Raw genomic sequence first — 13,263 nt, forward strand, 5'->3', positions numbered from 1 at the left:
AAACTCCAGGACAGGGGGGAGCGCTGTCAATCCAATGGAGAGCGCGCTTCAGCTGATTCTAGATGCCCGGTATAAAATAGGAAGAACGCACTATTTTGTAGTATAGGTACAAAAAATATACCTACACCCGGCCAGGACTCTGACTATGAAAGACAACATCTCTGGCTGCTCGGTCGAAGAAGCGATGCGTTTGTTGGGTGGCCGCTGGCGCCTGCTTCTTGCGTCCTACCTGCTCGATGGGCCGAAGCGTTTTAATGCGCTGAGGCGCGACATTCCGGCTATTTCGCAACGCATGCTGACCCTCGACTTGCGCGCCCTTGAGCAAGCCGGGCTGGTCAAACGGACGGTGTTCCCCACCGTGCCCGTGACGGTTGAGTACGAACTCACCGTGGACGGGCGACGGCTGGAACCGGTCGTTGCGGTAATGAAAGAGTTTGGGCTGTGGGTCAAGAGTCGCCCATGTGAGGAGATTGTGAGCATGTCTTCGGTCTTGACTGACAGTGCGCGTGGTTGAGGCAATGGCTGCCCTTAGAGCGACGCCCTGGCAACCAACGGGCAATCGACTGACTGGGCTCCCGATACCTCGACGGCGTCGATCAGGTGTCGGGCGGCCCTGCGACCGATCTCGTAGTACGGCAGTTGTACCGTTGTCAGCGGTGGGATGAACAGTTCGGCGATACCGATCATATTGTCGTAGCCGAGCACGGCGACATCATCGGGGATTTTCAGCCCGCGGCCCAACAACACCTGGTAGGCACAAAAAGCAATCCGGTCGTTGCCACAGATCAGAATGTCGAATTGGGGGCGACCCTCGATGATGTGCCGGTCGAGGATGGTCGCGGTTTCACCATAGGCGTCATGATCGGAAAGGTCATATTGCAGGAGTGCCTCAGGCAACAGCCCGAATGCCTGACAGGCACGCTGCAGGCCTTTTTGCCGCAGCCCCCACGCCAGGCTCTGTTTTGGGAGATTGATCAACAGAGGGCGCCGATAGCCTTGGCTCAAGGCGTGATGTACGGCTCGATACTGCCCCATTTCATCGTCGGGCACATAACTGACCAGGCGGCTGTCATCCGCCAGGCAATTGGCGAGCACCAGGCGGGTGCTCTTCAATCGCTCGGGAATGCACACCTGGCGCAGCCCCATGGCGCTGAAGATCAACCCGTCGGGACGGTGCGATAACATCAGGTCGATGTTCTGGTCGGTGGGCGGGTTGCTTAACAGGTTGAGGATAAATACATTCCAGCCGGCTTGCTGCGCGGTCTGTTCGATGGACAGCAGCAGTTCGACGGCGAACGGGGTTGTCGCGGTGTCCAGCGCGAAGACGCCGATGGTTCGAGTCTGGAGGTTGTCGCCGCGAATCCTGCGCGCCGACAGGCTGGGCACGAATTGCAATTCGTCGATGGCGCGGCGCACCCGTTGATAGGTTTCGGGGCTCAATTTTTCCGGGTTGTTGAGCGCTCGGGAAACCGTCATCAGGGACACGCCGGCTAGCTGTGCAACGTCTTTCACTGAAGTCATGTGAAGCGAGACCGGTCAGGTTGAGGCCGAATCATGACACATGGCCTGCGCTTCTCGCGACTCGAATGACACGGTTCATAACCATCCCGAGGCGAGTGGCCATGCCTTGGGAATGGCGACACGCCCACCACTCCCGCTTGCAAAGAGCTTCACCCCCAGACTGCCGGGCTGCGGGTAGAGGCGACTGCTCAGGCTGAAGCTGCCGTTTTCGTCGAACACTTCAATGGACGAACGATCGAGGAACACCCGCAGTGCCAGTTGCCCTTGTGTCGGGTCTATCGCCACGCTGCGCTGGCCGCTGACTTGCGCACCCGAGCGGCTGCGGTCAAGAACCAGACGCTGCAACGCCGCATCGTAGTAGAGCAGGGTTTGTTCCTGGCCATCGTCGCTGCAACGCAAGGCGACTCCCAAGTGGCCGTCGGTGCAGCCGAGTAAATCCAGATGCACATGGATTTCCAGCATATCGCCATTCACTTGTGGCACCCAGCGGCTTCCCGACGCCTCCCACCACGCGGTAGCCGGCAGCAGCGTCCCGCGCAGTGCGGTGAGTTCCCGGGCCGGAAACATGCGCAGGCGATCGGCACACAGTTCAAGTTCGCGTGGCAATCCGAGCATGCCGCTCCAGTGATGGGCCTGGCTCGGCATCGGGCTTTCCCACATGTCGAGCCAGGCCCAGACAAGACGCCGACCATCGGCGGCAACGAGGGTCTGCGCGGCGTAGAAATCGTGGCCGTTATCCAGCTCGATAAACGGCCCGCCGGTGAAGTGCCACGCGCTGTCGAGCCGGCCCACTCGATAACCCGTCTGGTATTTGTTCAGCCGTTCGTACCCTTGGGCAAGCATGCCTTGCGGGGAATACAGCAGCACGTCGCGTCCGTTCAGTCGAAACAGGTCCGGACACTCCCACATATAACCATCGCCGTCGCTGCCCGCGGCAATATAGTCAAGGAACTCCCAGGTGTGCAGATCGGTGGAGCGGTACAACGGAAGCAGCGGCCTGTCGCCCAGGCGTGCGCCGGCAATGAGGTACCAAGCGTCATCCTCCTTCCATACCTTGGGGTCGCGAAAATGCATGATGTTGTCTTGCGGCGCGGTCTCGATGACTGCGCCATGCTTGACGAAGCGGATGCCGTCGACACTGGTGGCCAGGCACTGGACTTGACGGATCGAGCGTTCGTCGCCCACTTCCCCAAGCCAAGTGTGCCCGGTATAGATCAGTGCCAAGGTATCCCCACACACCACTGCGCTACCGGAAAAACAACCGTCACGGTCGCACTCATCGCCGGGCGCCAGCGCAATGGGCAGGTGCTGCCAATGAACCAGGTCGGCACTCTTGGCGTGCCCCCAATACATCGGGCCCCATTTCGCTTCGAATGGGTAATGTTGATAGAACACGTGATATTCGCCACGAAAGTACACGACCCCGTTCGGGTCGTTCATCCAGCCTGCTGGTGGCGCAATATGATAGCCGGGGCGATAGTCGTCGACGACGCGAGACGCACCGTCATGCAGTGCGCGCTGCGCAAGGTCAAGGGCTGAAGGCATTGGCTCGCTCAGGGTATTCAAGGACAAAGTCATAGGGCGCGTGCTCGGAATGAATGCAGAGCGACGTCATCGGGCAGGTGTTCGGCGGCGGCCGGATGGCGTTTCAAAGCGGTGCCGTCGGCGTCGAACAGGTGCAGGTTGTCAGTGTCCAGCTGCAGCTCGACCCGATCGCCCACCTGCCATCCGGCATTGACCTCGCAACGGCAGATCAGGGGTTCGTCCTGACCCGATTCGAGGTGTACATAGGTTTCGCTACCCAGGTATTCGACCCCGGTCACGACGACACCGCTGGTGCCCTCAGCCGCTTTGAGCGACAGGTGCTCCGGGCGAATCCCCAGGCTCAGCTGCGCGTCTGCCGGCAGGTTCGAGCTGTCGAAGGGCAGGGCAGTCATGCCCGCTACAGGGGTGTCGATCAGGCTGGTTTTGCCTGGGGCATGCAGGCGCGCCGGCATAAAGTTCATTCTGGGCGAGCCGAGAAAACCGGCGACAAAGCGGCTGGCTGGGCGTTCATAGAGTTCGCGCGGTGAGCCGACCTGTTCCACGCGGCCGCCGTTGAGCACGACAATTTTGTCGGCCAGGGTCATCGCTTCTACTTGGTCGTGGGTGACGTAGATCATGGTCGAGCCCAGTCGAGCATGCAGACGGGCGATTTCGTTGCGCATCTGCACCCGCAGGGATGCGTCCAGATTGGAAAGCGGTTCATCGAACAACAGAATGTCCGGCTCCCGCGCCATGGCTCTGCCCATGGCCACACGCTGACGCTGGCCTCCGGACAGTTCCTTTGGCTTGCGTTGCAGCAGTTTGTCCAGTTGCAGGATCTGCGCAGTTTTCAGCACGCGCTCGCGCAAGCTGCTCTTTTCCGTCTTGGCCAGTTTGAGACCGAAGCTGATGTTGTCGTAGACACTCATGTGCGGGTACAGCGCATACGACTGAAACACCATGCCGACGCCGCGCTCACGCGGTTCCAGGTCGTTGACCCGTCGTCCGTCGATCAGCAGGTCGCCGCCGCAGATCGAATCCAGCCCGGCGATCAGTCGCAGCAGGGTCGATTTTCCGCAGCCCGAAGGGCCAACGAACACCACGAACTCGCCCGCGGCAATCTCCAGGCTGACGTCGCGAAGAATCCGTGCGCCGCCCAATTGTTTGTTCACGTTGTCCAGTTTCAATTTGATCACGATGCTGTTCCTTGTATTTGTTGGGCATCAACCCTTTAACGCGCCGGCAGTGAGGCCGGATACGATTCGGCGCTGGAAGATCAGCACCAGAATCACCAATGGGACCGTGACCAGCACCGAAGCGGCCATCAACAGTCCCCACGGCAGCTCATGGGGGCTCCCGCCGGAAATCAAGGCAATGGCGACCGGTACCGTGCGTTGCGTGTCGGTGAGGGTGAAGGTCAGGGCGAACAGGAACTCGTTCCACGCTGCGATAAAGGCCAATAAGCCAGTGGTGACCAGGGCGGGCCAGAGCAGCGGCAACAGCACCCGCGTCAGCGTGACCCACGGCGAAGCGCCATCCATGATTGCCGCCTCTTCCAGCTCATGGGGCAGTTGGCCCATGAATGTGGTCAGCACCCAGACGGTGAAGGGCAGGGTGAAAATCGTGTAGCTCAGGATCAACGCCCAGGACGTGTTGTACAGGCCCAGGGCGCGGATCACTTCGAACAGCCCCGACAGTACCGCGACCTGGGGAAACATCGAGACGCCAAGCACCATCATCAATACTGTGCCGCGCCCCCGGAACTTCACCCTGCCCAAGGCATAGGCGGCGGTCAGGCTGAGGAACAACGCCAGCGTCACGACGCACAGCGCAACCACCAGCGAGTTGCCGATAGCTTTCAGGAACGAGGGTTGATGGAGTACCGCCGCATAATTGGAGAAGTCGGGACGGTCGATCCAGTAGCTCACCTCGAACAAGGTGCTGGATGGCTTCAGCGACGTCACGATGGCGTAGTAGAAAGGGAAGACTGCATACAGCAGCAAAATTCCGATCAGGCACCAGAACCCGAGGCGCAACAGCGCTTTTTTGAGTAGACGCGGGCTCATGAGCGCACCTCCAGTTGACGGCGTCCGAGGTAGAGATACAGCAACGCAATCACCGCGACGACCAGGAACAGTAACGTCGACGCCGCGCTGCCATAGCCCACGTCCTGGAACTCCACCAGGTGCTGGCGCGCATAGACCGACATGCTCATGGTGCTCGACGAGTTCGAGGTCAGCACATAGATAACGTCGAATACCCGCAGCGAATCGAGGATGCGAAAGATCGCCGCCACCAGCAATGCAGGCATCAACAGTGGAAGCGTGACACGCCAGAACACGTGCAGCGGATGAATGCCATCGACCCTGGCGGCTTCGTAGCAATCGCTCGGCAACATCTGCAAGGCCGCCAGCATCAGCAGTGTGACAAAGGGCACGGTCTTCCAGACGTCGACGATGATGACGGCCCACATCGACAGACTCGCATCAGCCGTCCAGGCCAACGGCATGTCAATCAGGCCGAGGCTCAGCATCAGGTGATTGATGATGCCGAACTGGTCGTTGAGCATCCACGACCAGATTTTCGCCGAGACAATCGTAGGAATCGCCCAGGGAATCAGTATCAATGCACGCACCAGGGACCGGCCGGTGAACTTGATGTTCAGCAGCAATGCCACCAGCAGCCCGAGGACGATTTCCAGGCCCACCGACACCACGGTGAAATGCAGCGTGTTGCGCACCGCGTTCCACCATTGTGGATCGACCAGGATGCCCGACCAGCCGGAGCCGTTGTAGAACAGGTAATTGCTAAAGCCGACGAAGGTTGCGCCACGCGTGTCCGCCAGGTTGGCGTCGGTCAGGCTGAACCAGAATGTGCGCAATAGCGGCCAGGCCGCTACCAGGGCCAGGCACAGCAACATCGGTGTCAGAAACAGCCAGGCGGCGCGCAGGCGGCGGCGCTGTATGGGCGTCTCCCTGGCGAGCAGGGGCTCGTCACAGGAGGCGTGGGGAGTAGAGACAGACATGGTGATTTCCTTCCTTGTGGCTTACCAGTTCCGGCGTTTGATGCGCGTGAGTTCGCTTTCCAGCTCGGCAAGCGCCTGATCGACGGGCAACTCACCCGCCAACACGCCATGCACCCGATCGAAGAACGCATTGGAAACCCGTGGATAGCGCTCGGCAGTGACTGAGGCGGGGCGCATGACCCCGTCGTTGAGGATGCTGTGGAGCTGACGGTAGTAAGGCATTGCCGCGAGCAGTTCGGGGTCTTGATACAGCGCCTCGATCACCGGGTTATAGGCGCCTATCAGCGCACGCCGTTTTTGCTCTTGAGCGCTGGTCAGGTAACTCACCAGCTCTGCGGCAAGTTTCGGATGGGCGCTGTAACGCGAAACCGCCAGACCCCACCCACCAAGGGTGGACGCATGGCTGCCGGCGCTGCCGCCGCGGGGCAGGGGAGCGACGCCCACCTTGTCTTTGACGGCACTGTCCGGGCTTTGCACCAGGGCCCAGACATAAGGCCAGTTACGCATGAACAGCGCGTTGCCCGACTGGAAGACACCACGTCCTTCTTCCTCGGTGTAATTGAGTACGCCACGCGGGGAGATGTCGCCGACCCAGCTTTTCGCCAGGGTCAAAGCCGCTCTTGAAGCCGGGCTGTTGACCACGATGTCGCCTTGCGGGGTGACCAGTCCGCCTTCCGGTTGGCTGCTGATCCACTCCAGTGCATTGCACGTCAGACCTTCGTAGGCGCGCCCCTGAAATATGTAGCCCCACACATTGGGGTTACCGGCGTTGCGTTCGGCCTGTTGAACTTCCTTGGCGGTAGCGGTCATTTCCTCCCACGTCTGGGGCACCGGCTTGTTGTACTTCTCGAGCCAGTCCTTGCGGTAATACAGCAGGCCCGAATCGGTGAACCACGGCATCGTCACCAGCCGTCCGTTCACCGTGGCGTTATCGATCTGGGCCTGGAAGTAGCCTTGGGTCGCGTCCGGCGCAAGCACCTCGCGCAGATCCATCAGGTGTTTGGCCAGCATTCCCGGCCACACCATGTCGATTTGAATGATGTCGATGTCGCTGGACTGCGCACTGAGGATCTGTTGGTAGAACGACAGCCTCTCGGTTGCCGAGTTAGGCGTGGAAACCACCTCGACGTTGTTGCCGGTCTGTTTCGACCATGCCTCGACAGCCTCCTTGCACAGTTGTAACTCGGCACCCACTGCACCGCACGAGATCGTCAGATCGGCTGCGCTCGAGACGCCAGGAAGCCCGGCACAGAGGGCAAGCAGCGCTGCGGGAAGGAGCGATTTCAGTTGTTTCATAAAGCCCTCTTTATTTTTGTTTTTAGAGAAGTTAACGTTAACACGCTCAATGTATCAGCGTATTTTCGATGAGGCATCCTTTTTTTTGCCGACTCTGGCAATTCACACCTCACGGAAAAACACGTCTGTCGCTGGGACAAAACAATAAAAACAAAACAGGGAAATCCACATGCAGAAAGCATCACAATGGCTGCTCGCAGGCGTGCTCAGCACCTCGGCGGCGACGTCCCAGGCCGCGACTCTGGAAGAACGCATGGCCGCGTTCGAAGCCCGTGCCAGCGCCGCCGAGAAACGTGCCGCCGCAGCCGAGCAGCAAACCCAGGCACTCGCCAGAGAATTGCAACAGATCAAACTCGCCACGCCGCCCTTGCAGCCCGCTGCCGCCACTGCGCAAGCAACGGCGGCACCGACGCTGGATACCCGGCTGGCAAAACTTGAAGCCCGCCAAGAAAGCCTGGAAAAACCGGGCGGTACCGGACACCTCACAGACGGCTTCAGCTTCAAAGGCTATGCCCGCTCGGGATTGCTGATTGACCAGGGACTCGGCGGTGGCCGCGGCGGGCCGTATACGACACCGGCCGGCTCGGTCGGTGGTGCGGTTGGGCGCCTCGGTAACGAAGACGACACCTACATGCGTATAGACCTGTCGAAAGAGATCTATGCGCAGAACGGTACCCGCGCGAAATTCACGGTCTCCATCGCCGACGGCGTGGAAAGTTCCAATGACTGGACCGCCGAAGAAAGCAAGTTGAACGTGCGCCAGGTCTTCACGGAACTCGACCATCTCGCCGCGTTCAAGGGCAACTCAGTGTTCGAGAACGCGACCTTGTGGGCCGGTAAGCGATTTGATCGCGATAACTTCGATATCCACTGGATGGATTCGGACGTTGTCTATCTGGCCGGCACCGGGGGTGGCATCTACGATGTGCAGATGAACAAGAATTGGCGCTCGAATTACTCGTTGATCGGGCGTACCTACGGCGATTTCAGTCGAGACGGTGTGAATGCCGATGTGGAAAGCTACATCCTGACCTCCAACCAGTTCTTCGATAATGGTCAGTGGCAGTGGATGTTCAATGGCATTGGCGCCAAGAAAAACGATTTCGCCACCCGCACCAACGAAGCGGGGTTCAGGCCTGCGAATTCCGGTGTACACACCATGCTGGCCAACCACCAGAAAAACTTTTTCGGCAGGGAAGGCTTCTTCAAAACCGCGCTGCTCTATGGGCAAGGCCTGGGCGCGGAGGTCAAGAACGTCGGCTCGGACGGTGAGTTGATTGACGACGCCCGCGCTCTGCGCCTGGCACTGTATGGCGAGACGCCCATCGCGCCTGGTTGGCGCATCGGCCCGAGCTTGTTGGCCGAGCAGAGCAAGGATAGATACGTCAAGGGTGACGACTACCGCTGGATGACCCTCAACATGCGTTTGGCCAATGAAATCAACAGCAATTTTGAGATGGCCTACGAATTGAGCTGGCAAACCATGAACCTCGACCCGAAGGGCTATCTACAACGTAATGCAGTCGACGGTAACTTCTGGAAGTTCACTGTCGCGCCAACATTCAAGCTTGACGTTGGCGACCTTCTCACGCGGCCCGAGTTGCGAGTGTTCGCAAGCGTGATGAACTGGTCTTCCGATCTGGACAACTACGCGACCTCTGACGCCTTCGGCAAGACCGACTTCAAGGCCGGCGGTGTATGGCAATACGGGATACAGATGGAAACCTGGTTTTAATGCCTGGACGCGCCGGCCTACGCGCCTTCAGCGCGTCGGTCGGGTTGCGTCGCGCCCCTCTGTCGTCGGCCTCGGCGAAGCCCGGTTCATCGCACCGGATTGTTCAAGCTATTCACCATTTCCTTCAAGAGTAGAACGCGCCTCGGTTGTTATCGTTTATCCGTGCCTTAAGCATTGCCTGGCAGCAAGTAAGTAAAGGCAAATATAAACATAACAATATGAGGCTTCAAAATGAGTGCTCAATCTAAACTCGCCGCTGTGTCTGCCGAAAACGGCAAAGTCACGTACTTGGACGCAATGGTGATTGGTGCAGGGGTAGCTGGCCTCTACCAGTTGTATCGACTTCGTGAGATGGGCTTGACGGTCCGTGCCTACGATACGGCTTCCGGAGTGGGCGGCACATGGTATTGGAATCGTTACCCCGGTGCGCGGTTTGACTCTCAGGCAGAAATTTATCAGTACTGGTTCTCTGAAGAACTCTATAAGTCCTGGCAACCCACCGAGCGTTTCCCGGCTCAGCCCGAAACAGAGCAGTGGCTGAACTTCGTCGCCAATCGGCTCGACCTCAAGAAAGATATCCAGTTCAACACCCGCATCGCTGCCGCGCACTTCTGCGAAGAGAGCGGGCACTGGAGGGTGACAACCGAGGCCGGCGAAACGATCAATACGCAATATCTGATCTCTTGCTGCGGGATGCTGTCCGCTCCGCTGTCCGATCGGTTCCCCGGCCAAACCGACTTCAACGGTCAGATCTATCACACCGGTCTGTGGCCAAAAGACCCCGTGGACTTCAACGGCAAGCGCGTGGCCGTGGTAGGCACTGGCGCCACCGGTATTCAGGTGATCCAGACCATCGCTCCGGCGGTGGGATCGATGAAGGTCTTCGTGCGTACCCCGCAGTATGTGATTCCGATGAGGAACCCTAAGTACAGCAAAGAAGACTGGGAAAAGTGGGGCACCCAATTCCACCAGCTCAAGAAGCGCGTGCGAGAGACCTTTGCCGGTTTCGACTATGACTTCGACGCCGGCCCCTGGGCCGAGAAAACCCCCGACGAGCGACAAGCCGTGCTTGAACAACTCTGGGAGGATGGCTCTTTGGCCATGTGGCTGGCGTCGTTTCCCGAGATGTTCTTTGACGAACAGGTCAATGAAGTCGTGTCGGAGTTCGTGCGTATCAAGATGCGTGAGCGCCTGCAGTCGAGGCCAGATCTCTGCAACCTGCTGATCCCGACCGACTATGGCTTCGGCACCCATCGCGTACCGCTGGAAAGCAAGTACCTTGAAGTCTATCTGCAACCCAACGTCGAGGCGGTCGACTGCAAGCAGTCGCCGATCGAGCGCATTGTGCCGGAGGGGCTCCAGACCGCGGATGGAAAGATTCACGAGGTAGACATCATCGTGCTGGCCGTGGGTTTCGATGCAGGTTCCGGCGCACTCAGCCGGATCGACATTCGAGGGCGCGATAACCGGTCGTTGAGGGAGCAGTGGAAACAAGAAATCCGTACATCGATGGGGCTGCAGATCCATGGCTACCCCAACCTGTTCACCACCGGTGCGCCATTGGCACCGTCGGCTGCACTTTGCAACATGACCACTTGCCTGCAGCAGCAGGTGGACTGGATCACCGGATGCATTGAGTTTGCCATCCAGCACGGCAAACACGTCGTGGAAGCTTCCAAAGAGTTCGAGGACGACTGGGTACAGCATCACGACGAGACGGCGGCGAAGACCCTGGTCGTCAAAACCGACTCTTGGTACATGGGCTCCAACGTCGATGGAAAACCGCGCCGACTTGTATCGTATATCGGCGGTGTCGGTAACTATCATCGCCGCTGCGACGAAATAGCCGCACAGGGTTACCCAGGCTTTGAAATGGCTTGAGGTCGAACGACTGCTCATTGATTGCAGCTGTCACTCCGACTCTCTATTGCGCCGTGACAGCTCGATATTCGAGGTAACCTGAAATGAACAACTATTACTCCCAGGAACATCACGGTCCTTTTGAACTGATCAACATCGGAGCGCTTCAGCTTGAAGAAGGCTCGTGCATTCCTGAATGTCAGCTGGCCGTAGCCGTACATGGCACCCTGAACGCCGACAAGACTAACGCCATACTGGTTCCCACTTGGTATTCCGGCACAAGCAAGGCGATGGAGCAGATCTACATCGGCGAAGGGCGGGCGCTGGACCCTGCGAAATACTGCATCATCGTCGTCAACCAGATCGGTAACGGTCTTTCCAGCTCTGCGAGTAACACCGGCGGTTCATTGGCTGGCCCTGGGTTCCCGAATGTCAGAATTGGCGATGACGTCAGTGCCCAGCACACATTGCTCACCGAATACTTTGGCATCGAGAGCCTGGCGTTAGTGGTCGGGGGATCGATGGGCGCGCAGCAAACCTACGAGTGGGCCGTGCGCTATCCAGACTTTGTCAAACGCGCCGCAGCCATAGCGGGCACTGCGCGCAATAGCGAACATGACTTCCTGTTCAGCGAAATACTGATTGATGCGATAACCACCGATCCGGCCTTCCGGGCTGGCTTATACGGCTCATCGGCGGCAGTGGCGGCCGGGCTCAAGCGCCACGCGAAAGTTTGGACATTGATGGGCTGGAGTACCGCGTTCTTCCGCGCCGAGCGGCATAAGGCACTGGGTTTCGAGTCGATGCAGGTATTCGTCGACAGCTTTATGACGAACTACTTTGCGGCAATGGACCCTAACAACCTCCTGACCATGGCCTGGAAATGGCAGCGGGGTGATGTCAGTCGAAACACGGGCGGTGATCTTGCGACGGCCCTGGGGCGAATCCGCGCGAAAACCTATGTCATGCCCATCTCACATGACCAGTTCTTTACCGTGGACGATTGTCTGTCGGAGCAGAAAATGATCCCGAACAGCGAGTTCAGGCCATTGCAATCAATCGACGGTCACCTCGGACTTTTTGGCACCGATACGCAAATGCTCAATCAACTGGACGCCCATCTGGCAGAGCTGCTTTCGTCCCCGACACATTGAAACAAGCTTCAAAAAAATAGCACAGGACACCTGTGCTAGACCCAGAACAATTTTAAAAAAACAGGGTTGAAGATGAACATAATAACAACAGCACATGCTTTGCGCGCGGCCAATACGCTCAAGTCGAGTTCTGCTGCTAGCGTCGACTGCCTGAGAAAAAACAATACTAACTGCCGAATTATGCATGCGTTTCAGTTGGCGACTTTAATGCTTGGCCTACAACTTTCGATTGTGTGTCATGCACTGGATGTCGATCCTGGCGACTATACGCCAATGCCAGACGGCACACAGCTCGGGCTGCTGTATTTACAGCATGCAGAACGTCACGATTATTACGTGCGCGGCAATCAGTTAAGCGACAAATATAACCTGTACTCGGATGTCAGCATTCTGAGGGGGGTCAGCTATCAAGCGTTTGCAGGCGTCCTGACGAATATCCAACTGCTATTGCCTTTTGGCCACTTGTCGGCCGGTGGCGCTATAAAAGGCATGGGCAGCGAAAGCGGAATGGGCGATCCGATTCTGGCCAATGCGGTCTGGATCCATCAGGACCCTTCAACAAACCGCGCATTGGCCGTCACTCAATATCTTTTTTTGCCAATAGGCGACTACAACAAGAATAAAGAGTTGAATATTGGGGAGAACCGATGGAAGTATGTCTTGCAGGGCGGATACATGCACGGCATCGGTAGCCGCGTCATTCTGGATTTCGTCGCTGACGTGACTTTTTTCGGCGACAACGATCGTTATTCCTCCCGCGACCTGACGCTGAAGCAGGACCCGCAGTATCAGATGCAAGGATTCATCAGGTACATGTTCAGTGAGCGCGCGGCTATGCATGTCGGTTATTCCCGGCTATGGGGCGGGCAGAGGAAAGTTGACGGAACTGAACTGGAAGATGAAAGCCGTCAAGCAAAAATAATGCTGGGCGGGTCTTATTTCGTGACGCCGAAAACTCAGTTGCTTGCGACATTGGGGCGAGACCTTTCAGTTGAAAATGGCTTCAAGGAAGAGTCTCGCGTCAATCTTCGATTACTTTACGTATTCTAAGTCACTGAGCAACGCCGGCTACGCCAGGAAAATCAGCGAAAACATCACCAGGGCAGTGGTCTGATAGGCGTCGCTCCGTTGCGAGAATCACTTCTCGC

Annotated in this window: 11 protein-coding genes; 5 read left to right on the forward strand and 6 right to left on the reverse strand. The window is 58.1% G+C overall.

The genetic code is table 11. From position 1 onward, the window contains the following. Positions 1-145: 145 nt before the first annotated feature. Positions 146-514 carry a winged helix-turn-helix transcriptional regulator gene (locus tag ACP7E3_RS13480; protein WP_046383406.1) on the forward strand — a complete coding sequence of 123 codons (369 nt, stop codon included), beginning with the start codon at positions 146-148 and terminating at the stop codon, positions 512-514. A 14-nt stretch (positions 515-528) separates the two neighbouring features. Here ACP7E3_RS13480 and ACP7E3_RS13485 read toward each other — a convergent pair whose 3' ends face one another. From ACP7E3_RS13485 to ACP7E3_RS13510, 6 genes are all read right to left on the reverse strand, one after another. Next, positions 529-1,521, reverse strand: a complete 993-nt coding sequence (locus ACP7E3_RS13485; RefSeq protein WP_046383407.1) for a LacI family DNA-binding transcriptional regulator — start codon at positions 1,519-1,521, stop codon at positions 529-531. Positions 1,522-1,596: 75 nt separating this feature from the next. Further along, positions 1,597-3,099: a glycoside hydrolase family 32 protein gene (locus ACP7E3_RS13490; RefSeq protein WP_169850538.1), complete on the reverse strand. Its 1,503-nt coding sequence runs from the start codon at positions 3,097-3,099 to the stop codon at positions 1,597-1,599. Then, positions 3,096-4,241 (reverse strand): ABC transporter ATP-binding protein, encoded by a 1,146-nt coding sequence (locus ACP7E3_RS13495; protein ID WP_128191449.1) that lies wholly within the window; start codon positions 4,239-4,241, stop codon positions 3,096-3,098. The genes ACP7E3_RS13490 and ACP7E3_RS13495 overlap by 4 nt, the downstream gene beginning before the upstream one ends. A gap of 27 nt (positions 4,242-4,268) precedes the next feature. Next, a complete protein-coding gene (locus ACP7E3_RS13500; RefSeq protein WP_046383410.1) occupies positions 4,269-5,111 on the reverse strand; it encodes a carbohydrate ABC transporter permease in 843 nt (280 codons plus the stop codon). Then, entirely contained in the window at positions 5,108-6,070 is a 963-nt protein-coding gene (locus tag ACP7E3_RS13505) for a carbohydrate ABC transporter permease (protein WP_046383411.1), read from the reverse strand. The genes ACP7E3_RS13500 and ACP7E3_RS13505 overlap by 4 nt, the downstream gene beginning before the upstream one ends. 21 nt (positions 6,071-6,091) lie before the next feature. Then, positions 6,092-7,366: an ABC transporter substrate-binding protein gene (locus ACP7E3_RS13510; RefSeq protein ID WP_177030150.1), complete on the reverse strand. Its 1,275-nt coding sequence runs from the start codon at positions 7,364-7,366 to the stop codon at positions 6,092-6,094. Between the two features lie 169 nt (positions 7,367-7,535). Between ACP7E3_RS13510 and ACP7E3_RS13515 the strand changes: the two genes are divergently transcribed. The 4 genes from ACP7E3_RS13515 to ACP7E3_RS13530 all read left to right on the forward strand — a co-directional run bounded on the left by ACP7E3_RS13515 (position 7,536) and on the right by ACP7E3_RS13530 (position 13,165). Continuing rightward, complete coding sequence (locus ACP7E3_RS13515; protein ID WP_046383413.1) at positions 7,536-9,101, forward strand: carbohydrate porin; 1,566 nt, start codon at positions 7,536-7,538, stop codon at positions 9,099-9,101. A 231-nt stretch (positions 9,102-9,332) separates the two neighbouring features. Next, positions 9,333-10,982, forward strand: a complete 1,650-nt coding sequence (locus ACP7E3_RS13520) for a flavin-containing monooxygenase (protein WP_426123346.1) — start codon at positions 9,333-9,335, stop codon at positions 10,980-10,982. 83 nt (positions 10,983-11,065) lie between these two features. Beyond that, positions 11,066-12,115, forward strand: a complete 1,050-nt coding sequence (locus tag ACP7E3_RS13525; protein ID WP_108524084.1) for an alpha/beta fold hydrolase — start codon at positions 11,066-11,068, stop codon at positions 12,113-12,115. Positions 12,116-12,187: 72 nt separating this feature from the next. Further along, positions 12,188-13,165, forward strand: a complete 978-nt coding sequence (locus tag ACP7E3_RS13530) for a transporter (RefSeq protein WP_426123348.1) — start codon at positions 12,188-12,190, stop codon at positions 13,163-13,165. Positions 13,166-13,263 lie beyond the last annotated feature (98 nt).

This window comes from Pseudomonas sp. PSPC2-3 (genome assembly GCF_049898265.1).
Classification (GTDB): Bacteria; Pseudomonadota; Gammaproteobacteria; order Pseudomonadales; family Pseudomonadaceae; genus Aquipseudomonas; species Aquipseudomonas veronii.